We start from the raw sequence: 21,384 nt of genomic DNA on the forward strand, positions 1-21,384 counted from the left end.
CTTTTAGTTCTGCAGCGCGCGCGCCAGCCGAGCGCCGACGATCGCGTTGTGCTTCACGAGGGCGATGTTGGTCGTCAGGCTGCGACCACCCGTCAGCGCCTTGATGCGCGCGAGCAGGAAGGGCGTGATGGCTTTGCCGGCGACGCCTTGCGCGTCGGCTTCCGCCAGGGCCTGGGCCGTGATGGCGTCGATCTCCTCGCGCGGCATGGCCTGTGCTGCCGGCACCGGGTTGCTGACGACGACACCGCCGGCCAGGCCCAGCGTCCACTTGGCGCGGATGAAGCGGGCCTGCTCGTCGGCCGAGTCCATGCGGAAGTCCGCCTTCAAGCCGCTGTCGGGGGTGAAGAAGGCGGCGAAGTTGTCCTGGCCGACCGACAGCACCGGCACGCCGTGGGTCTCCAGATACTCCAGCGTCAGGCCCAGGTCGAGGATTGACTTGGCGCCCGCACAGACGACGGCCACCGGCGTGCGCGCCAGCTCCTGCAGGTCGGCCGAGATGTCGAAGCTCTCATGCCCGCCGCGGTGCACGCCGCCGATGCCGCCGGTGACAAAGACCTCGATGCCGGCCAGGTGGGCGCAGATCATCGTCGCCGCCACCGTCGTGGCACCGAGGCGCCCGGTGGCGATGGCAAACGGCAGGTCGCGGCGGCTGAGCTTCATGGCGTCGGGCGCCTGGGCCAGCTGCTGCAATTCGGTGTCCGTCAGGCCGACGCGGATGCGCCCGCCGATGACCGCGATGGTCGCCGGCACGGCACCTTCGATGCGGATGACGTCCTCGACCTCGCGCGCCGTCTGCAGGTTCTGCGGCCACGGCATGCCGTGGGCAATGATGGTGGATTCGAGGGCCACGATCGGCCGGCCCTGCTCATGGGCGGCGGCGACTTCGGGCGAGAGCTGGATCAGTTCGTTCATCTATCGTTCTTCCAGGAACCTGGGGTTCAGTTCGGGGTGGACGCTGTCCTCGGTCTGCAGCGTCAGTGCAGCGAGGTCCAGGCCCAGGCGAGCGGCGGCGTCGAAGTCGTCGGGCGCGCGCAGCAGCGAGGCACAGACGCCGGCCGAGAGTGCGTCGCCAGCACCGGTCACGTCCACGACATGCACCTGCGGCGCCGGCCAGTGGCGTGGTGCGCGGCCCGGCGTGCTGAGCAGCAAGCCGTCGGCGCCCTTGGAGACCAGCACGCAGCCGACGCCGCGTGCGTGCAATGCATCGAAGGCCTCGTTCGCGTCTGCCGCGATGGTGGCCAGTTCACCGGCATTCATGACCAGCAGGTGCAGGCCGTCCAGGCGCTCTGGCAGTCTTTCCATCTTGGCTTCGGACACCGCCACGCCCACCAATGGGATGCCGCTGGCGCGCGCCTCGCCGAGCAGCAAGGGCCAGGCGTCGGTGGGCAGGTTGCCGTCGGCCACGACGAGGGCGGCCCCGGCGCGCAAGGCTTTGCTGGCCGCCAGCGCCCAGGGGTTCAGGCTCTCGACGAGCGGCATCGACGCCAGGCCGAGTTCCAGGCTGCCGTCTGGCGCGAGCACCGCGGTGTAGCTGTCGCTGGCGTGGCGGCGCAGCCGGATGACGGCGCGCGTGTCGATGCCGACCTGCGCGGCCTGCTCAAGCAGCATGCGCCCGCCGGCGTCGTCGCCCACCGCGGCAACCAGCGCGACGGGCAGGCCCAGCCGCGCCAGGTTCTCGGCGACGTTGCGCACGACGCCGCCGGGGGTTTCATGTGACTCGCACGGGTTGGACGACCCGTGCAGGGAGTTGGACAGCAGCCTGAGCTTGCGGTCGATATTGAGGCCGCCGATGCAGGCAATGGGGGCGGCGGAGGTGTTCATTGCCCGATTCTAGGAAGTCACCCGCCGCGCGCCCCAGGGGCTTGCGCTAGGAACCATGCCGCCATCGCCGCTGCCAAGGCCTGCACCACCTGCGCGTCGTTGCGCCCGCTGCGCGCCCTGACATGGAAGGCGTGGTCGGCATCCTCCTCGATATGCAGCGTGGCTGGGTCGCCCAGGCCCTGGACAACGCCTCGCAGCAAGGCCAGGTCGGCCAGTTCGTCGCGCGTGCCCTGCAGGAACAGCATCGGTACGGCGACCTGCGCCAAGTGCGCCGCCCGGTCAATGGCCGGTTTGCCAGCCGGGTGCAAGGGAAAGCCGACGAACACCAGCCCACGCACACCCGGCATCGCCTCGGCCGCCTGGGCCTGCGAGGTCATGCGGCCGCCGAAGGATTTGCCGCCCGCGAACAGCGGTGTGTCGGGCAACCGCTGGCGCGCCTCTGCCACCGCAGCGCGAACGGCGGCGTGCGCCACAGCGGGCGAGTCGGGGCGCTTGGAGCCGCGCTCCATGTAGGGGAACTGGTAGCGCAAGGTCGCCACCGACGCGTCGAACAGGGCCTGCGACAACGCCGCCATGAAGCTGTGGTGCATGCCGGCACCGGCGCCATGAGCGAACACGTAGGTCGAACGCGGCTTGGGCGGCTGCAGCCACAAGGCCGAGACCGTGGTTTGATCGTCAACGGTCAGCGTGAGGGACTCAGGCGTGCTCATGGTCACCAGCTTAGTGCGCTAGAGTCGCCCGCGGTGCGGCGCCACGCCGCCCACGTCGCTCGGACGGTTCCGGGCGCTCACGTGAACACTGCCAATGACCTCTTCTTCCGCTTCCAGCGGCAAGCGCCGCTTCGCGCGCATCGACCGTCTCCCGCCATACGTCTTCAACATCACCGCCGAGCTCAAGCTGGCGGCTCGCCGACGGGGCGAAGACATCATCGACATGAGCATGGGCAACCCCGACGGGGCCACACCGACACACATCGTCGCCAAGCTCAACGAAGTCTCGCAACGGCCCGACACCCACGGCTACTCGGCCAGCAAGGGCATCCCGCGCCTGCGCCGGGCGATCTCGCACTGGTATGAGCGCCGCTACGGCGTCGCCATCGACCCCGACCACGAGGCCATCGTCACCATTGGCTCCAAGGAGGGCCTGGCCCACCTGATGCTGGCCACACTCGACCGCGGCGACACCGTGCTGGTGCCGGACCCGAGCTACCCCATCCACATCTACGGCGCGGTCATTGCCGGCGCCGACATCCGCGCCATTCCGGTCAGCAGCGAGGTCGACTTCTTCGCCGAGCTGGAGAAGACCATCCGCGGCAGCTACCCCAAGCCCAAGATGATGGTCTTCGGCTTCCCGTCCAACCCGACGGCGCAGTGCGTGGACCTGGCCTTCTTCGAGCGCGTCGTGGCGCTGGCCAAGAAGCACGACATCCTCGTCGTGCATGACCTGGCCTATGCCGACATCGTCTACGACGGCTACGTCGCGCCATCCATCATGCAGGTGCCCGGCGCCAAGGACGTGGCGGTCGAGTTCTTCACGCTCTCCAAGAGCTACAACATGGCCGGCTGGCGGGTCGGCTTCATGGTCGGCAACCCGGATCTCGTCGCGGCGCTGGCGCGCATCAAGAGTTATCACGACTACGGCACCTTCACGCCGCTGCAGGTCGCCGCCATCGCTGCGCTGGAGGGCGACCAGCAGTGCGTCAAGGACATCACCGCCAGCTACCAGCGCCGCCGCGACGTGCTCTACAAGGGCCTCATCGAGGCCGGCTGGGTGGTGGACTGCCCCAAGGCCAGCATGTACATCTGGGCGCCCATTCCCGAGCCCTACCGCGAGCTCGGCTCGCTGGAGTTCGCGAAGCAGTTGCTGGAGAAGGCCAAGGTCTGCGTATCGCCCGGCATCGGCTTCGGCGACCATGGTGACGGCCATGTGCGCTTTGCGCTGATCGAGAACGAGTCGCGCATCCGCCAGGCGGTGCGGGGCATCAAGGCGATGTTCAAGGCCGATGGCCAGCTGAAAACATGAAACCTCAAGCCCTCATCCTCGACCTGGACGGCACCCTTATCGACACGCTGGGCGACTTCGTTGCCGTGCTGGGCCGCGTGCTGGCCGATCTCGGCCTGCCACCGGTCACGTCGGCCTTCGTCGAGCACACCATCGGCCGCGGCAGCGAGCACCTGGTGCGCACGACGCTGGCCGAGGTGGGCGGCGCGCCGGCGCTGTTCGAGCAAGCCTGGCCGCTCTACCAGCAGCACTACGCCGGCCTGAATGGCGAGCATGCGACTGTCTACGCGGGCGTCGTCGAAGGGCTGGAAGCACTGCGAGCGCTGGGCCTGCCGCTGGCCGTGCTGACCAACAAGCCGGGCGCGCCGGCGCGCGAACTGCTCAAGCGCAAGGGGCTGGATGGTTACTTCACCCACGTCTTCGGCGGCGACGACTTCGCGCGCAAGAAGCCCGATCCGCTGCCGTTGCTCAAGACCTGCGAGGCGCTGGGCACATCGCCCGCGGCTACCTGGATGGTGGGCGACTCACGCAACGACGCAGAGGCCGCGCGCGCGGCCGGCTGCCCGCTGGTGCTGATGACCTACGGCTACAACCATGGCGAGGACATCCGTGCCGTGCCGGCCCTGCAGCATCTGGGCCGGCTCGACGTGCTAGACCTCAGCGGCGGCGTTCGCGCTTGATGCCGAGCAGGGCTTCTTTCAGCGCATCGTCGGCCGGCTTGTCGCCCAGCCAGATGCGCAGCAGGGCCGTGAAGAACTCAGGCTCCTTGATCGGCTCGCTCAACAGCGACTTGCCGTTGACCAGCAGCGTCGACCCGAGCCCGGGCACATAGTCGACCGTGAAATTGTCGCCGCTGTTGAGCTGCTTGCGGCTGGCGAAGACTTCGCTCAACTTGAGCACGCCATTGATGGACTTGACGAACTCGTCGCGCGGCGCGTTGGCTTCCATGCCCTTGGTGAAAAGCTTGCCGAGTTCGTTGCCGTCGATCTCGCGCAACATCTGGATATGGATGCGCTTGGGGCCGGGCGCCGCGAGCACCTCGGGCGTCGTGCTGACCTTGTGCGTCAGGTACAGGCCCGCCGTGTAGACCTTGACGACAAACTTGTAGCGCACGCCGGCGCCGTTGAGGACCAGCTTCTGGCCCGCCAGGTCCATGGCCGTCTCGTACTTCACGTTGGCCACCTCGACCGTCTCGGCCCAGGCGCTCCCCCCGCTCAGACTGCCCACGGCCACCAGGGCCGCGACGATGAATGCGCGCATGTCTCGCTCCGTTGCTGTGCCGCGATGGCGGCATCTTCGTGAACCGAAGTATGGCGTGTCAGGCTCAAAGACCCGCTGATACACTGATCCGATCATGTTCATCACGCGGAAGTACATCACGGGGTCGAGCGACCGGGGAGCCTGGCCCTGGCGTCGCTGGTTCACCGCCGACTGATGCTGCTTGGCGCGCCCTGACGCGCTTTTTCTCGCGTTGCCCGTTCTCCATCGGGCTGCACGCCAAGCCCTGAAAACTGTCTTTTCAAGGTTTGACCGTGATCACCGAACTTGAATTCCAGAGCCTCGCTGCCGAGGGCTACAACCGCATCCCGCTGATCAGCGAGGCCTTTGCGGATCTCGAAACCCCGCTGTCCCTGTACCTCAAGCTCTGCGCCGGCTCCGGCCAGGGCCGCAACAGCTTCCTGCTGGAGTCCGTCGTCGGCGGCGAGCGCTTCGGGCGCTACTCCTTCATCGGCCTGCCCGCCCGCACGTTGATCCGCGCAACGGGCCAGCTCTGCGAAGTCGTCACCGACGGCGCCATCGTCGAGACGCACGAAGGCAACCCGCTGGACTTCATCGCCGCCTACCAGGAGCGCATCAAGCCCAAGATCCCGACGGGTCTGCCGCGYTTTTGCGGCGGSCTSGCCGGCTACTTCGGCTACGAGGCCGTGCGCGCCATCGAGAAGCGCCTGGACCGCGATCACGCAGGCGAGAGCCTGGGCACGCCGGACATCCTGCTGCTGCTGTCCGAGGAAGTCGCCGTCATCGACAACCTCTCCGGGCGCCTGTACCTCATCGTCTGGGCCGACCCGCGCCAGCCGGAGGCCTATTTCCGCGCCAAGAAGAAGCTCTCGCAGCTGCGCGACAAGCTGACGTATTCGGTCAGCGTGCCCCGCGTGCCGCGCGGTGAAGCCCACCCAGTCACGCGCGGCTTTGCCAAGGCCGACTACCTGGCCGCCGTGGCCAAGGCCAAGGAATACATCGCCGCTGGCGACCTGATGCAGGTCCAGGTCGGCCAGCGCATCTCCAAGCCCTACAAGGCCGAGCCGATCGCGCTGTACCGGGCGCTGCGGGCGCTGAATCCCAGCCCCTATATGTACTTCTACGACCTGGGCGACTTCCAGATCGTCGGCGCCAGCCCCGAGATTCTGGTCCGTGAAGAACATGCCGGCGACGGCAGCCGCAAGGTCACGATCCGCCCCCTGGCCGGCACGCGCCCGCGCGGCGCGACGGTGGAGCGCGACCTGGAACTGGAAGCCGAGCTGCAGGCCGACCCCAAGGAGCGCGCCGAGCACCTGATGCTGATCGACCTGGCGCGCAACGACATCGGCCGCATCGCCCGCGTCGGCAGCGTCAAGGTGACGCAGTCCTTCGCCGTGGAGCGCTATTCGCATGTGATGCACATCGTCTCGAACGTCGAGGGGACGTTGCGAGACGATGTCGGCCAGCTCGATGTGCTCAAGGCCACCTTCCCTGCCGGCACGCTCACCGGCGCGCCCAAAGTACGAGCGATGGAACTCATCGACGAGCTGGAGCCCGTGCAACGCGGCATCTACGGCGGTGCCTGCGGCTACCTGAGTTTTGCCGGCGACATGGACCTGGCCATCGCCATCCGCACCGGCATCATCAAGAACGGCATGCTCTATGTGCAGGCGGCGGCCGGCGTCGTCGCAGACTCGGTACCCGAACTGGAGTGGCAAGAGACTGAGGCGAAGGCACGCGCTCTGCTGCGCGCCGCCGAACTCGTCGAGGAGGGATTTTGATGAGCCCCCACGTTCACTTCGTTCACTGCCCCCCAAGGGGGATGGCCTCCCTTGGGGCGGCCCGGCGGGAGTCCAAATGCTGCTGATGATCGACAACTACGACAGTTTCACCTTCAACCTCGTCCAGTACTTCGGTGAACTGGGCGCRGASGTGAAGGTGGTGCGCAACGACGAGATCACCGTGGCCGAGATGGCGGCGCTGGACCCGGCTCATATCGTGTTCTCGCCCGGCCCCTGCACGCCCAACGAAGCCGGCGTCTGCGTGGAAGCCATCCAGCATTTCATTGGCAAGAAGCCGCTGTTGGGCGTGTGCCTGGGCCACCAGTCCATGGGCCAGGCCCTGGGCGGCAAGATCATCCGGGCCCAGCGCCAGATGCACGGCAAGGCCAGCACGATCACGACCGATGGCCGCGGTGTCTACACCGGACTGCCCAAGGATTTCTCGGTGATCCGCTACCACTCCCTCGTCATCGAGGAAGCGAGCTGCCCGGCGGTGCTGGAGATCACCTCGCGCAGCGAGGATGGCGAGATCATGGGCGTGCGCCACCGCGAACTGGCCGGCACGGCCACGCCGTGCGAGGGCGTGCAGTTCCACCCCGAGTCCATCCTCAGCGAGCATGGGCACGCGATGCTGCGCAACTTCCTGGAGTTGAAGGCATGAGCCCCGCACGGCCGCCCGAAGGGGCTCATTCCCGCGTGGCGGGACAGCGCGAAGCGCGAAGGGTGCACCAATGACCGACTACGCGCCCGGATCGGGCGCAGCCGCCACCGGCAAGGTCGTGGATCTGCGCAGCGACACAGTCACCAAGCCGACGCCCGCCATGCTCGCAGCGATCGCAGCGGCACAAGTTGGCGACGACGTCTTCGGCGACGACCCCACCGTCAACGCGCTGCAGGAGCGCGTCGCTGCCTTGCTCGGCAAGGAGGCCGCTCTCTTCATGCCAAGCGGCACGCAGAGCAACCTCTGTGCCCTGCTGGCCCATTGCGGCCGTGGCGACGAGTACATCGTCGGCCAGCTCGCCCACACCTACCGCTACGAAGGCGGCGGCGCGGCGGTGCTGGGCAGCATCCAGCCCCAGCCCCTGACCAACCAGCCCGACGGCACGATCAAGCTCGAAGACATCGCCGCCGCCATCAAGCCCGACGACCCGCACTTCGCACGCACGCGGCTGCTGGCGCTGGAGAACACCTGGAGCGGCAATGTGCTGTCCACCCAGTACACCAACGCCGCCTGCGAACTGGCTCATGCGCGTGGCCTGGCCACGCATCTCGACGGCGCCCGCCTCTTCAACGCGGCGGTTGCCTCGGGCCGCAGCGTGGCCGACCTGGCCCGCCCTTTCGACTCGGTCTCCCTCTGCTTCAGCAAGGGCCTGGGCGCGCCCATCGGCTCGATGCTGGTCGGCTCGCGCGAGCTGATCGGCCGCGCCCACCGTGTGCGCAAGATGGTGGGCGGCGGCCTGCGTCAGGTCGGCCTGCTGGCGGCCGCAGCCGACCATGCGCTGACCCATCACGTCGACCGCCTCGCCGACGACCACGCGCTGGCCAAGCGCCTGGCCGAGGGCCTGGCCGCGCTGCCGGGTGTCACGGTCACGCCACCGCAGACGAATATCGTCTTTGCCCAGATCAGCGACGGCCGCACACCGGCCCTGCTGGAGCACCTGAAGTCACGCGGCGTGCTGGCCACCGGCCTCATCGGTCTGCGCTTTGTGACCCATCTCGATGTCGACACCCCCGGCGTCGATCACGCCATTGCCGCCGCACGCGAGTTCCTGGAGCGCTGAGCCATGCCCATCACCGACACCGAAGCCCTGACCCGCGTCATCGAGCACCGCGAGATCTTTCACGACGAGATGCTGACGCTGATGCGCCGCATCATGGCCGGCGAGATGTCGCCCGTCATCTCTGCGGCGCTGCTGACCGGCCTGCGCGTGAAGAAGGAAACCATCGGCGAAATCACGGCCGCCGCGCAGGTCATGCGCGAGTTGTCCAACAAGGTGCCCTTGCATGAGATTGGGCCGCTGCCGCATCTCGTCGACGTCGTCGGCACCGGTGGCGATGGCGCACACAGCTTCAACATCTCCACCTGCTCGATGTTCGTCGCGGCGGCAGCGGGTGCGCAGGTGGCCAAGCATGGCAACCGCAGCGTCAGCAGCAAGACCGGCAGCGCCGACGTGCTGGAGGCCCTGGGCGCCAACATCCAGCTCTCGCCACGTGCCGTGGCCGCGTGCCTGGACGAGTGCGGCATCGGCTTCATGTTCGCGCCCAATCACCACCCGGCGATGAAGAACATCGCGCCGGTGCGCCGCGAGCTCGGCGTGCGCACCATCTTCAACATCCTGGGCCCGCTGACCAACCCGGCCGGCGCGCCCAACATCCTGATGGGCGTCTTCCACCCCGACCTCGTCGGCATCCAGGTGCGCGTGCTGCAGCGCCTGGGCGCCGAGCACGCGCTCGTCGTCTACGGCAAGGACGGCATGGACGAGATCTCGCTGGGCGCGACGACGCTGGTGGGCGAGCTGAAAGACGGCGCCGTGCGCGAGTACGAGATCCACCCCGAAGACTTCGGCATGGCCATGGCCAGCAACCGCAGTCTCAAGGTCGAGAACCCGGAACAGTCGCGCGAGATGCTGGTCGGTGTGCTCGACGGCAAGCCCGGCCCAGCGCGCGACATCGTGCTGCTGAACGCCGGCGCGACGCTATACGCCGCCAACGTGGCGCCGACGCTGGCCGACGGCATCGAACGTGCCCGCACGGCGCTGGACAGTGGCGCGGCGCGTGCCAAGCTGGATGCCTTCGTCAAGCAGACCCAGGGGCTGGGAGGAAAAGCGTGAGCAGCGATATCCTGAACCGCATCGTCGAGGTCAAGTGGGAAGAGATCGCGGCGGCCAAGCTCAAGCGCTCGCTGGCCTCACAGCGTGAGGAGGCAGAGGCCCGCAAGGGTGAGCGCCTGGGCTTCGAGCGTTCGCTGCGCGCCACCATCGCGGCCGGCCGCGCGGCCGTCATTGCCGAGATCAAGAAGGCCAGCCCCAGCAAGGGCGTGCTTCGCGAGGATTTCAAGCCGGGGCAGATCGCCGAAAGCTATGCCCGCAACGGCGCGGCCTGCCTGAGTGTGCTGACTGACGAGCGCTTCTTCCAGGGCTCGGCCGCCTATCTGCGCGAAGCCCGCGCCGCCTGCGAGCTGCCGGTGCTGCGCAAGGACTTCATGGTGGACGAGTACCAAGTCATGGAAGCCGGTGCGATGGGCGCCGACTGCATCCTGCTGATCGCCGCCTGCCTGGCCGACTCGCAGATGGCCGACCTCGAGGCGTCGGCCCATGCCCTCGGGCTGGACGTTCTTGTTGAAGTCCATGACGGCGAGGAGCTCGACCGCGCCCTCCAGCTGAAGACGCCGCTGGTCGGCATCAACAACCGCAATCTGCGCACCTTCGACGTGACGCTGGACACGACGCTGGCCCTGCTGCCGCGCGTGCCGGCCGACAAGCTGCTGGTGACCGAATCCGGCATCCTCGGCGCGGCGGACGTGAAGCGCATGCGCGAGGCGAACGTCAACGCCTTCCTCGTCGGCGAGGCCTTCATGCGCGCGCCCGACCCGGGCCAGGCGCTGGCGACCCTGTTCGGATGAAGCTGCCGCTGCAACTCCCCGACACCGACTGGCGCCCCGTCGTCGAAGCTTGGGCCGCCTCGCCCGTTGGTCAGAAACTAGAAGCCTTCCTGGAAGAGCGCGCCGCCGCCGGCGCCACCATCTACCCGCCCGAGCCGCTGCGCGCGCTGACGCTGACGCCGCTGGCCAGCACCCGCGTCGTCATCCTCGGCCAGGACCCCTACCACGGCCCCGGCCAGGCGGAAGGTCTGAGCTTCAGCGTGCCGCCCGGCGTGCCGCTGCCGCCCAGCCTGCGCAATATCTTCAAGGAGATCCAGCGCGACCTCGGCAAGCCCTTCCCGCCCAATGGCAGCCTGGTGCGCTGGGCCGAAGGCGGCACGCTGCTGCTCAACGCCGTGTTGACGGTGGAAGACGGCCAGCCCGCCAGCCACGCCAGTCGCGGCTGGGAAGTGCTCACCGACGCCCTCATCAAGGCCGCGGCTGAGGATCCAGCGCCGAAGGTCTTCATGCTGTGGGGTAGCTATGCCCAGGCTAAGGCGCCGCTGATCGAGGCCGCCCGGCAGGATCACCTCGTGCTGAAGGCCAACCACCCGTCGCCGCTGTCGGCGCTGAAGCCGCCGCGGCCCTTCATCGGTTGCGGACATTTCTCGACGGCCAAAACCTGGCTGGAGGAACGCGGGCGGGGTGCGCCGCGCAAGAGCTGACCGGTTTTCAAGCCGCGGATTGTTCCGCTGGCAGCAACTCGCCGTTCTCTCTGCCCCGCTTTTTCTCGCGGCGCGCAATTCCTACAGTGACAACCTATCGGCACACCCCGCTCGGCGGTGGCCGACCAGGAGAGTCACCATGAACAACACCCGATCCATTTCCACGCTGATCACCGCCGCGACGGCTGTCGCAGCGTTGGCGGCGGGCATGTTGCTGGCTATCAGCGCCCCAGCTCCGTCGGCCGAAGACTTCGGTCCGGCGGCCGTGGTCGCCAGCAGCGCGGCCGACGAGGCTTGAGTCCTCAGCTCGTCGTACAGCGCAACTTCAGCCCGCCCATCGCCTCGCGGCCGATCAGCTCGACGACCCAGTCGACAAACACCCGCAGCTTGCTGCTGAGATGGCGGTTGGGCGGGTAGACGACATAGACCGGCACCGGGTCGGCGTCCCATTCCTCCAGCACCCGCACCAGCTCGCCGCTCTTGAGCAGCGGCCCGGCCATGAAGCAGGTCACCTGCACGACGCCCAGGTGGGCCAGGCCGGCATTCAGATAGGCATTCGCATCGTTCACCGCCAGGATGTGGTTGCCCGCCACCTCTATTTCTTCCTCGCCGCGGCGGAAGGTGTCTGGCATGACCTTGCCGCTGCGTGCCGAGAAATAACCCACCATGCGATGTGGCGCCTGCGTCAGCTCCAGCGGATGGGCCGGCGCGCCATGGCGGCGCAGGTATTCGGGCGTCGCGCAGGTGATGAAGCGGAATTCGCCGATGCGCCGCGCGACCAGGCTCTGGTCGGTCAACTCGCCACCACGGATCACGCAGTCGATGTTGTCGCTGATCAGGTCCACCGTGCGATCGCTGACGCCAAGCTCGATCTGGATGTCGGGGTACTTGGCGTAGAAATCCGGCAGGTGCGGAATGATCATCTCGCGCCCCACCACGCCGGGAACGTCGATGCGTATGCGGCCACGCGGCGTCACACGGGCCTGGTTCATGCTGCCTTCCAGCTCCTCCAGGTCGCCCAGCAGGCGCATGGCGCGCTCGTAGTAGGCCGCGCCATCCGGCGTCACTGTCACGCGCCGCGTGGTGCGGTTCAGCAGCTTGGTGCGCAGATGGCCTTCCAGCGTCTGGATCAGGCGCGTGACGGTGGCCTTGGGCAGGTCCAGGGAATCGGCCGCCTTGGTGAAGGTGCCGGCCTCGACCACCCGGACATAGGCTTGCATCGCGGAGAGTCGGTCCATGACTTCATTGTTCCACGGCAAGGAAAAGTGAGTCACTTTCAAGGCCGTTTATCCCTAGGCCGTTGATCACTATCTTTCGGTCCATGGACAAGATCGCCTCCCCTGCCACTTTGCGCCTCGGCCCTGCGCCTGGCCTCGTGGCCCAGGTCTACACGGCGCGCCGGCCGCTGGACGGCGACGGGCGCGCGCTGCTGCTGTGGCTGCACGGTGGCTGCTTCACGGACGGCTCACTCCAGGCCAGCCGGGCGCGCAGCGAGATGCTCGCCGACGCGGGCGCTGATGTCGTCTCGCTGGACTATCCGCTGGCGCCTGAGCACCCTTTCCCCAGCGGCCTGAGCGCCGCCTTCGAGGCCCTGCAGGCCCTCGCCGCCAAGCCGGCCAGGCTGACCGGCAGCCCGCACACCGCCCTGTTCGTTGCCGGCGAGGAAGCGGGCGGCAACCTCGCCGCGGCGCTCGCGCTGATGGCCCGCGACCAGCACGCACCCAAGCTCGCTGGCCAATTGCTGATTGCGCCCATGCTGGACCCGCAACTCGGCAGCGCCTCCATGCGCGACGGCGAATGCGGCGGCTGTGAATGCCACTACGCCAAGGGCTGGCAGGCCTATCTGGGCGGCAGCACGCGCGCCGACCACCCCTATGCCGCGCCGCTGAACGCCAGCCGGCTGAGCGGCCTGGCGCCCGCGCTGATCCTCAGCGCCGCGGGCCACCCGCTGAGCGACGAGTCGCGCCGCTATGCCGTTGCACTGCGGGAGCAAGGCGGCACCGCCAAGGAGATGACGCTGCCCGCCATCGCGCCGGGCTATGCGCTGAATCCCATCCACGAATTCCTGCGTGAAGCGGCCCGCCGCGCGCTGTCCCTTCCCGCCTGATTCCTGCCTGATTGACCTTCGGAGAGAAATAGAAATGCAGTCCAACCCTCGTCTCAATCGTCGTGCCGGCCTGATCGCTGGCGCTGTCGCTCTCGTCGCCCTGGGCGCCGTGGGCTTCGCCCAGTTCGGCTCGGGCGCAGCCCAGGCCGACGCCGGCCCCACCACGCCGCCCGCCACACCGGTGTCCGTCGCCCAGGTTGTCAGCCAGGATGTATCGGCCTGGAACGAGTTCTCGGGCCGCCTGGAAGCCGTCGAGCGCGTCGATGTGCGGGCCCGTGTGTCGGGCGCCGTGCAGGCCGTGCATTTCCGCGAGGGCAGCCTCGTGAAGGCGGGCGACCTGCTCGTCACCATCGACCCCGCGCCCTACCAGGCCGAGGTGCAGCGCCTGGAAGCACAGGTGGCCGCCGCCCAGGCCCGCGTCACCTACACGCTCAGCGAGGCCCAACGCGCCAAGTCCCTGCTGGAGGAGCGCGCCGTGGCGCGCCGCGAGTTCGACGAGAAGGACAACGCCGCCCGTGAAGGTGCGGCCAACCTGCGCGCCGCTCAGGCCGCGCTGCAATCGGCGCAGCTGTCCTTGAGCTACACCCAGGTGCGTGCACCGGTGGCGGGCCGCGTTGGCAGGATCGAAGTGACGCAGGGCAACCTCGTCGCCGCGGGTGCCGGTGCGCCGGTGCTGACGACGCTGGTGTCGGTCAGCCCGATCTACGCCAGCTTCGACGCCGACGAAAAGGTGGTGCGCGAGGCGCTCGCCTCGCTGCCCGGCGGCGGCGCCGAGCGCAAAGGCATGGAGCGCATTCCCGTGGAGATGCTGGCAGGCAGTGACAAGAGCCAGACAGGCCGCCTGCAACTCGTCGACAACCAGGTGGATGCCAGGAGCGGCACGCTGCGCGTGCGCGCCGTCTTCGACAACAAGGACGGCGGCCTGATCCCTGGCCAGTTTGCCAAGCTGCGCATGGGCCAGGCGAAGAACGAGGCGGCCCTGCTCGTCAATGAGCGCGCCGTCGGAACCGACCAGGACAAGCGTTATGTCATCGTCGTCGGCCAGGGTAACCAGGCCGAATGGCGCGGTGTGACGCTGGGCGCCAACGTCAACGGCCTGCGTGTCGTGACCAGCGGCCTCAAGGGCGGCGAGCGCATCGTCGTCGGCGGCGTGCAGCGCGTGAGGCCGGGGTCGGTGCTCGCGCCCAAGGACGTCGCCATGGACGCCAAACCCGAACTGGCGGCGCAGCAAGCCGCTGCAAAAACCTCCTGATCTAGCCCTCATCCCACCGCGAGCCCCTGGTTGCGGGCCGGTTCAGCCGGCCTGCGGGGGGCGTGCTGTCTGGAGCCAACATGAATCTCTCTAAATTCTTCATCGACCGCCCCATCTTTGCGGGCGTGCTGTCGCTGCTGATCTTCATCGGCGGCCTGCTGTCGATCCGCGCGCTGCCGATCTCGGAATACCCCGACGTCGTGCCGCCCTCGGTCGTCGTGCGCGCCCAATACCCCGGCGCCAACCCCAAGGTCATCGCCGAGACGGTGGCCACGCCGCTCGAGGAAGCCATCAACGGCATCGAGGACATGCTCTACATGAGCAGCCAGGCGACGACTGACGGCCTGATGACGCTGACCGTCAGCTTCAAGCTCGGTACCGACCCCGACAAGGCCCAGCAGCTGGTGCAGAACCGCGTCAGCCAGGCCGAGGCGCGCCTGCCCGAGGAGGTCAAGCGCCTGGGCGTGACGACGGTCAAGAGCAGCCCCGACCTGACCATGGTCGTGCACCTGACCTCGCCCAACGAGCGCTACGACATGACCTATCTGCGCAACTACGCGCTGCTCAACGTCAAGGACCGCCTCGCGCGCATCCCCGGCGTGGGCCAGGTGCTGATGTTCGGCTCGGGCGACTACGCGATGCGCGTCTGGCTGGACCCGCAGAAGGTCGCCGAGCATGGCCTGTCGGCCAGTGACGTGGTGACCGCCATCCGCGGCCAGAACGTGCAGGCCGCCGCCGGCGTCGTTGGCGCTTCACCGGGCCTGCAAGGCATCGACCTGCAGTTGTCCGTCAACGCGCAGGGCCGGCTGCAGACCGCTGAGGAATTCGGCGACATCATCGTCAAGAGTGGCGCCAATGGGGCCGTGACGCGGCTGCGCGACCTCGGCCGCGTCGAGCTCGGCGCCAGCGAATACGCGCTGCGCTCGCTGCTGGACAACAAGTCCGCCGTCGCGGTGCCGATCTTCCAGGCTCCGGGCGGCAATGCGCTGGACATCTCGGCCAATGTGCGCGCCGCGATGGAAGACCTGAAGACGGCCATGCCCGAAGGCGTGGAATACACCATCGTCTACGACCCGACGCAGTTCGTGCGCGCGTCCATCGAATCCGTCATCCACACGCTGCTGGAGGCCGTGGCCCTGGTGGTGCTGGTCGTCATCCTGTTCCTGCAGACCTGGCGCGCCTCCATCATCCCGCTGCTGGCCGTGCCGGTGTCCATCATCGGCACCTTCGCGGTGATGCACGGTTTCGGGTTCTCCATCAATGCGCTGAGCCTGTTCGGCCTGGTGCTGGCCATCGGCATCGTCGTGGACGACGCCATCGTGGTGGTCGAGAACGTCGAGCGCAATATCGCCTCGGGCCTGTCGCCCCGCGACGCCACCTACCGCGCCATGCGTGAGGTGTCGGGCCCCATCATCGCCATCGCGCTGACGCTGATCTCGGTGTTCGTGCCGCTGGCCTTCATCAGCGGCCTGACCGGCCAGTTCTACAAGCAGTTCGCGCTGACCATCGCCATCTCGACAGTGATCTCGGCGATCAACTCGCTGACCCTGTCGCCGGCCCTAGCCGCCCTGCTGCTGAAGAGCCACGACGCCCCCAAGGACGCGCTGACCCGTGGCATGGACGCCGTGCTGGGCCGTTTCTTCGGTGGCTTCAACCGGCTGTTCTCGAGCGGCTCCGCCAAGTACGGCAGTGGCGTGAAGACGCTGATGTCGCGCAAGGCCTTCATGATGGTCGTCTACCTCGTGCTCGTTGCAGCCACGGCCGGCCTGTTCAAGGCTGTGCCCGGTGGCTTCGTGCCCGGCCAGGACAAGCAATACCTGATCGGCTTCGCCCAGCTGCCCGACGGCGCGACGCTGGACCGCACCGAGGACGTCATCCGCCGCATGACCGACATCACGCTGAAGACGCCGGGTGTGGAGCACGCGGTGGCCTTCCCCGGCCTGTCGATCAACGGCTTCACCAACAGCTCCAGCTCGGGCATCGTGTTTGCAACGCTCAAGCCCTTTGACGAGCGCAAGAGCAAGGATCTGTCCGCGGGCGCCATCGCCGGCAAGCTGAACGCGCAATACGGCGCCATCGAGGATGCTTTCATCGTCATGTTCCCGCCGCCGCCCGTGCAGGGCCTGGGCACGACGGGTGGTTTCAAGCTGCAGCTGCAGGATCGCGGCGGCCTCGGCTACGAGGCCATGGACCAGGCGCTGAAGGGCTTCATGGCCAAGGCCTACAAGACGCCCGAACTGGCCGGCCTGTTCTCGAGCTACCAGGTCAATGTGCCGCAGCTGTTCGCCGACCTCGACCGCACCAAGGCGCGCCAGCTTGGCGTGGCCGTGACGGACGTGTTCGAAACCATGCAGATCTACCTCGGCAGCCTGTATGTGAACGACTTCAACAAGTTCGGCCGCACCTATTCGGTCCGCGTGCAGGCGGACGCCGCCTACCGCGCCCGTGCCGAGGACATCGGCGCGCTGAAGGTGCGCTCCAACACCGGCGAGATGGTGCCGCTGGCCGCGCTGATGAAGGTCACGCCCAGTTTCGGGCCGGAGCGCGCGCTGCGCTACAACGGCTTCCTGTCCGCCGACATCAATGGCGGCGCCGCACCTGGCTTCTCGTCGGGCCAGGCCCAGGCCGCGGTAGAACGCATCGCCGCCGAGACCCTGCCCCCGGGCATCGGTTACGAGTGGACCGACCTGACCTACCAGGAAAAGATTGCCGGCAACTCGGGTGCGTGGGTCTTCCCTCTCGCCATCCTGCTGGTCTTCCTGGTGCTGGCCGCGCAGTACGAAAGCCTGACGCTGCCCATCGCCATCCTGCTCATCGTGCCCATGGGCCTGCTGGCGGCGATGACGGGCGTGTATCTCAGCCATGGCGACAACAACGTGTTCACGCAGATCGGCCTCATCGTGCTGGTGGGCCTGAGTGCGAAGAACGCCATCCTGATCGTCGAGTTCGCCCGTGAGCTGGAGTTCGCCGGCAGAACGCCGATGCAGGCCGCGCTGGAGGCGGCGCGGCTCAGACTGCGTCCCATCCTGATGACGTCAATGGCCTTCGTCATGGGCGTGCTGCCCCTGGTGCTGTCCACCGGCGCCGGCGCCGAAATGCGCCAGGCCATGGGCATCGCGGTGTTCGCCGGAATGATCGGCGTGACGCTGTTCGGCCTGTTCCTGACGCCGCTGTTCTACGTCATCGTGCGCCGCGTCACCGGCAATGCACCGCTGCGCCACCACGGTGGCCAGATCGCCGCTGCTCCTGCCGCACCCACGCAGCCCGTCATCGACGCCCTGCCGCAACGAGGAAAGTGATCAACATCATGAAATTGAACCTGACCCCACTTTTTGCAGCGCTGCTGCTGGCCGGCTGCGCGTCGGTCGGCAGGGTCGACCCGTCCCAGCTGCCGCAGGCGCCCGCCGCCTACAAGGCCCAGGTTGCGAACGACGCACCTGCGCTGACCGCCAGCTGGTGGCAGCCCTTTGCCGACCCGGTGCTGGACGACCTCGTCGGCCGTGCGATGGCGGCCAACACCAGCGTGCAAGCCGCGGCCAACCGCCTGGCGCAGGCGCGTGCGGCACTGGGCAGCACCGAGGCGGCGCGTCTGCCGCAGCTCGGCGTCGCCGCCGGTGCCGGCCGCGCTGCCGACCCCGGCGCGCGAGGCGTCACGCAATACAACGCCGGCCTGAACCTGGCCTATGAACTGGACCTGGGCGGCCGCCTGCTGCACGAACGCAATGCCAGCGCGCTGGATGTGCTCGCCCGCGAACAGCTGCTGGCCGATGCCCGCCTGCTGGTGCAGGCCAATGTCGCCCGCGGCTACCTGGCGCTGCGTGCGCTGGATGCCGAGCGCGAGATCGTCAGGGGCACCGTTGCGGCCTATGGCGAGACGCTGTCGCTGACCGAGAAGCGCGCCCGCGCTGGCGACGTCGCCGACCTGGACCTGGCTCGCGTGCGCGCCGAGCTGGCCGCCAACGAGGCCGAGGCGCTGGCCCTGGACCGCCGCCGCCTGGAGCTTGAAACGGCGTTGGCCGTGCTGCTGGGCGAGCCGGCCTCCAACTTCCGACTCGCGCCCACCGCGTGGGCCACTGCCCTGCCCACCGTACCCGCCGGCTTGCCGAGCGAGCTGCTGCAACGACGCCCCGACCTCGCCGCCGCACGCAGCCAGTTGCAGGCCGCGCAAGCGCGGGTTGGCGTCGCCCAGGCTGCGTGGTGGCCGAGCCTGGCGCTGACGGCGCAGGGCGGCGGCGTGTCGAGTGAGTTGTCCAACCTGCTGAAGAGCGGCGCCAGCACCTGGGGCGTGGGCCTGCTGACCGCGCTGCCCATCTTTGACGGCGGCCGCCGCGAGGCGGGTGTCAACGCGGCCAAGACCCAGCTCGATGGCAGCGCCATCGCCTTCCGCGAACAGTTCCTGCTGGCGCTGAAGGACGTCGAGGACCAACTCGGCGCGCTGACCCTGCTGCAACAACAGGGCGAGGCCAATGCACGTGCGGTCAGCGCGGCCGGCCAGGCGCTGAGGCTGTCGGACACGCGCTACCGCAACGGCCTGGTCAGCCAGCTCGAACTGCTGGATGCGCGCCGCAGCGAGCTTGCCAACAAGCGGGCCGCACTGCAGGTGCGCTCGGCCCAGTACCAGGCCACCGTCGGGTTGATCCGCGCGCTGGGCGGCGGCTGGAGTGAGGCGCCCGTCAAGCTGGCTGGCGCTTCAGCACCGCGATATTGACCGTGGCGCGTTTGACGAAACCCAGGCTCTCGTAGAGCACGATTGCGGCGGTGTTGATCGTCCAGGCGTGCAGGAAAGCCTGCTCGCCGCGACGCTGGATGTCGGCCGTCACCGCGGCCGACAGCCGGCGCGCCAGGCCCCGACCGCGAAAGTCGGGGTGGGTGCAGACACCGCTGACCTCGACATGGCCGGCAAAGCGCATGCGCTCGCCGGCCATGGCCGCCAGCCGGCCGTCGATGCGGATGCCGATGAAGCGGCCCATGGTGTGGGTTCGCGGCAGAAAGGGCCCGGGCTCGGTCAACGTGGCCAGGGCCAGCATCTCGGCGGCATCGGCATCGCCGAGGACTTGCAAGTCTCCGTCTGCCGTCAAAGGTTGCGTCGCCACCATCTGCACGCCCAGCGCTTCCTTCACTGCGATCAAGCCCGGCGGCACGACGATGGGTGGCACCTGGGCCAGGAAGACGGCGTCATCGCCCGGCTGCACGAGGGCGGCGAGCGCGGCCAGGCTGGCGGCGCTTTCGTCGGGTGTCGCAGCAAAGCGGTTGATGTCGGCCTTGAAGCGTCGCGCCTTCTCGTCACCCGTGCCCCAATGCGGCTGGTGCTGCAGGCTGGCCCAGACGGGTCGGTCGAGTTCGTTCATGCCGGCCCTCGCTGCATCAGCGGCGCTTCGATCAGCGCGTCTTCCAGCGCCGCGAGCTGGGCCAGCAGGTCGCCTTCCAGCCCCGCGCWGGCCTGCGCGACGGCCGTTTCGATGGCCGGCCAGGCCTCGCGCTGCGACCGCTCGACGAGACCCTGCCCCTTCCTGCTCAGCGCGATGCGGCGTACCCGCCGGTCCTGCTCCGACGCCTCCGAGCCGATGAGGCCTTCGTCTTCCAGCCCGCGCAGCGAACGCGTGATGACGGGCTGGCTGACACCCACGGCCTGGCTCAGCTCGCCGACGCTCAGCGGCCCCAGCCGGTCCAGCGCCGCCAGCAGCGGAAACCATGCGGCCGGCTGCTCAAAGCCATGCGCCACCAGCACGGCCTGGGTCTGCGCCTGCAACGTCTCGCCGATGCGCTTGAGGCGAGTGCCCAGGCTCAGGTGGCCCAGTTCCTTGACGACATCTTCGACCATGACGAGCTCCGCTCAACCGATATGCATATCATGCTATGCAACCGGTCAAGCGCCGTCAATGGCGGGCGTCATAGGGTGCGGCAAGCGCACCCAGCCGACAGAGGCCCCTTAGGGCTCGGCCTTGCAGTTGGGCTTGCAGACTACCTCGTTGCGGCCAAGCAGTCGGATGGACTGCAGGCTGGCCGGCGCACGATGCTTGCCGCATTTGAAGCAGGAGCGGGTGTGGCCGCTTCCAAGGAAAGGCGAACCGCCGATTTTCGACTGGTAGCGCAAGCCATCCTGGCGGACCGCGGTGACGGTGTCTTTGCTCATTCTTCAGACAGGTCGGGACGAAACGTGAATTGACGCACGGCGAAGATGACAACGCCATCTCGCAAGCCCGCGGTTGCCGCCAGCAAAGGCCGAAATCGCGGGCTTTCCCTACCCCGATCTGCGGGGTAAGCGAGCGAGGACAATGCCGCTCCGCTCCAGAAGACGACATGGCCAAGCTTTTTTTCCGCTACGCCGCGATGAATGCCGGCAAATCCACCGCCTTGCTGCAGGTGGCACACAACTACGAGGAACGCGGCCATCGGGTGYGCATCTTCACGGCTCGCCTGGACGACCGCTATGGCCACGGCTTCGTCACGTCGCGCCTCGGCCCGAAGCGTGAGGCCGAGCAATTCGACGAGACCACCGATTTCCTGGCCCTGGTCGGCCAGAACGAAGACGGGCCGGGCATCGCCTGCCTGCTGGTCGACGAGGCGCAGTTCCTGTCCAAGCACCAGGTGCAGCAACTGCACGAATTGGCGCATCTGCGCAATCTGCCGGCCATCTGCTACGGCCTGCGCACGGATTTCCAGGGCGAACTCTTCCCCGGTTCGGCCACGTTGCTGGCGCTGGCCGACGAGATGGACGAGATGAAGACCATCTGCGACTGCGGCCGCAAGGCGACGATGAACATGCGCGTGGACGCCAACAACCGCAAGGTCACCGAGGGCGCCCAGGTCGAGATCGGCGGCAACGCGCGCTACCGTTCCGTCTGCGGCCGCTGCTTCCGCCAAGGCTGAATGCAAAA

At 68.1% G+C, this 21,384-nt stretch carries 21 protein-coding genes; 14 read left to right on the forward strand and 7 right to left on the reverse strand.

The annotated features are described in order from the left end of the window. Positions 1-3 precede the first annotated feature (3 nt). From ACXJKJ_RS08080 to ACXJKJ_RS08090, 3 genes are read right to left on the reverse strand one after another with little or no spacing between them, the layout of a single operon-like run. The gene (locus ACXJKJ_RS08080; protein ID WP_457389736.1) at positions 4-912 is read right to left on the reverse strand and encodes a pseudouridine-5'-phosphate glycosidase; all 909 of its coding nucleotides are present in this window, start codon (positions 910-912) and stop codon (positions 4-6) included. Further along, a complete protein-coding gene (locus tag ACXJKJ_RS08085; protein ID WP_457389737.1) occupies positions 913-1,821 on the reverse strand; it encodes a carbohydrate kinase family protein in 909 nt (302 codons plus the stop codon). A gap of 17 nt (positions 1,822-1,838) precedes the next feature. Continuing rightward, positions 1,839-2,531, reverse strand: coding sequence for an alpha/beta hydrolase family protein (locus ACXJKJ_RS08090; protein WP_457389738.1), 693 nt, complete (start codon positions 2,529-2,531; stop codon positions 1,839-1,841). 94 nt (positions 2,532-2,625) lie between these two features. On the opposite strand from ACXJKJ_RS08090, the gene alaC reads away from it, so the two are divergent. Then, on the forward strand, positions 2,626-3,843 hold the full coding sequence (alaC, locus tag ACXJKJ_RS08095; protein WP_457389739.1) for an alanine transaminase: 1,218 nt from the start codon (positions 2,626-2,628) through the stop codon (positions 3,841-3,843). After that, positions 3,840-4,502: a phosphoglycolate phosphatase gene (gene gph, locus ACXJKJ_RS08100; protein WP_457389740.1), complete on the forward strand. Its 663-nt coding sequence runs from the start codon at positions 3,840-3,842 to the stop codon at positions 4,500-4,502. The genes alaC and gph overlap by 4 nt, the downstream gene beginning before the upstream one ends. Here gph and ACXJKJ_RS08105 read toward each other — a convergent pair. After that, a complete protein-coding gene (locus ACXJKJ_RS08105; protein ID WP_056191702.1) occupies positions 4,480-5,082 on the reverse strand; it encodes a chalcone isomerase family protein in 603 nt (200 codons plus the stop codon). The genes gph and ACXJKJ_RS08105 overlap by 23 nt on opposite strands. 272 nt (positions 5,083-5,354) lie before the next feature. Between ACXJKJ_RS08105 and trpE the strand changes: the two genes are divergently transcribed. The 7 genes from trpE to ACXJKJ_RS08140 all read left to right on the forward strand — a co-directional run bounded on the left by trpE (position 5,355) and on the right by ACXJKJ_RS08140 (position 11,445). Continuing rightward, entirely contained in the window at positions 5,355-6,842 is a 1,488-nt protein-coding gene (gene trpE / locus ACXJKJ_RS08110; protein ID WP_457389741.1) for an anthranilate synthase component I, read from the forward strand. A 76-nt stretch (positions 6,843-6,918) separates the two neighbouring features. Then, positions 6,919-7,503 carry an anthranilate synthase component II gene (locus ACXJKJ_RS08115; protein WP_457389742.1) on the forward strand — a complete coding sequence of 195 codons (585 nt, stop codon included), beginning with the start codon at positions 6,919-6,921 and terminating at the stop codon, positions 7,501-7,503. A gap of 70 nt (positions 7,504-7,573) precedes the next feature. Further along, the gene (gene ltaE / locus ACXJKJ_RS08120) at positions 7,574-8,623 is read left to right on the forward strand and encodes a low-specificity L-threonine aldolase (protein ID WP_457351269.1); all 1,050 of its coding nucleotides are present in this window, start codon (positions 7,574-7,576) and stop codon (positions 8,621-8,623) included. A gap of 3 nt (positions 8,624-8,626) precedes the next feature. Next, positions 8,627-9,673 carry an anthranilate phosphoribosyltransferase gene (gene trpD, locus ACXJKJ_RS08125; RefSeq protein ID WP_457389743.1) on the forward strand — a complete coding sequence of 349 codons (1,047 nt, stop codon included), beginning with the start codon at positions 8,627-8,629 and terminating at the stop codon, positions 9,671-9,673. Beyond that, positions 9,670-10,464 (forward strand): indole-3-glycerol phosphate synthase TrpC, encoded by a 795-nt coding sequence (gene trpC / locus ACXJKJ_RS08130; protein ID WP_457389744.1) that lies wholly within the window; start codon positions 9,670-9,672, stop codon positions 10,462-10,464. The genes trpD and trpC overlap by 4 nt, the downstream gene beginning before the upstream one ends. Further along, complete coding sequence (locus tag ACXJKJ_RS08135; protein ID WP_457389745.1) at positions 10,461-11,147, forward strand: uracil-DNA glycosylase; 687 nt, start codon at positions 10,461-10,463, stop codon at positions 11,145-11,147. The genes trpC and ACXJKJ_RS08135 overlap by 4 nt, the downstream gene beginning before the upstream one ends. 139 nt (positions 11,148-11,286) lie before the next feature. Then, the gene (locus ACXJKJ_RS08140) at positions 11,287-11,445 is read left to right on the forward strand and encodes a hypothetical protein (RefSeq protein ID WP_157256194.1); all 159 of its coding nucleotides are present in this window, start codon (positions 11,287-11,289) and stop codon (positions 11,443-11,445) included. Between the two features lie 4 nt (positions 11,446-11,449). On the opposite strand, the gene ACXJKJ_RS08145 is transcribed toward ACXJKJ_RS08140, so the two are convergent. Next, entirely contained in the window at positions 11,450-12,385 is a 936-nt protein-coding gene (locus tag ACXJKJ_RS08145; RefSeq protein WP_056191688.1) for a LysR family transcriptional regulator, read from the reverse strand. Positions 12,386-12,468: 83 nt separating this feature from the next. Here ACXJKJ_RS08145 and ACXJKJ_RS08150 point away from each other — a divergent pair, with 83 nt between their 5' ends. From ACXJKJ_RS08150 to ACXJKJ_RS08165, 4 genes are all read left to right on the forward strand, one after another. Then, positions 12,469-13,254 (forward strand): alpha/beta hydrolase fold domain-containing protein, encoded by a 786-nt coding sequence (locus ACXJKJ_RS08150; protein ID WP_457323529.1) that lies wholly within the window; start codon positions 12,469-12,471, stop codon positions 13,252-13,254. A gap of 34 nt (positions 13,255-13,288) precedes the next feature. Continuing rightward, positions 13,289-14,506 (forward strand): efflux RND transporter periplasmic adaptor subunit, encoded by a 1,218-nt coding sequence (locus tag ACXJKJ_RS08155; RefSeq protein WP_457323528.1) that lies wholly within the window; start codon positions 13,289-13,291, stop codon positions 14,504-14,506. Positions 14,507-14,586: 80 nt separating this feature from the next. Further along, the gene (locus ACXJKJ_RS08160) at positions 14,587-17,805 is read left to right on the forward strand and encodes an efflux RND transporter permease subunit (protein WP_457389746.1); all 3,219 of its coding nucleotides are present in this window, start codon (positions 14,587-14,589) and stop codon (positions 17,803-17,805) included. 8 nt (positions 17,806-17,813) lie between these two features. Continuing rightward, positions 17,814-19,214, forward strand: coding sequence for an efflux transporter outer membrane subunit (locus ACXJKJ_RS08165; RefSeq protein WP_457389747.1), 1,401 nt, complete (start codon positions 17,814-17,816; stop codon positions 19,212-19,214). Here ACXJKJ_RS08165 and ACXJKJ_RS08170 read toward each other — a convergent pair. Next, entirely contained in the window at positions 19,180-19,854 is a 675-nt protein-coding gene (locus tag ACXJKJ_RS08170) for a GNAT family N-acetyltransferase (protein ID WP_457389748.1), read from the reverse strand. The genes ACXJKJ_RS08165 and ACXJKJ_RS08170 overlap by 35 nt on opposite strands. Beyond that, the gene (locus ACXJKJ_RS08175; RefSeq protein ID WP_457389749.1) at positions 19,851-20,327 is read right to left on the reverse strand and encodes a MarR family winged helix-turn-helix transcriptional regulator; all 477 of its coding nucleotides are present in this window, start codon (positions 20,325-20,327) and stop codon (positions 19,851-19,853) included. Before ACXJKJ_RS08175 ends, ACXJKJ_RS08170 begins: the two co-directional genes overlap by 4 nt. Positions 20,328-20,806: 479 nt before the next feature. Between ACXJKJ_RS08175 and ACXJKJ_RS08180 the strand changes: the two genes are divergently transcribed. Continuing rightward, complete coding sequence (locus ACXJKJ_RS08180) at positions 20,807-21,376, forward strand: thymidine kinase (RefSeq protein ID WP_457389750.1); 570 nt, start codon at positions 20,807-20,809, stop codon at positions 21,374-21,376. Positions 21,377-21,384 lie beyond the last annotated feature (8 nt).

The sequence above is a fragment of the Roseateles sp. P5_E1 genome (genome assembly GCF_054049335.1).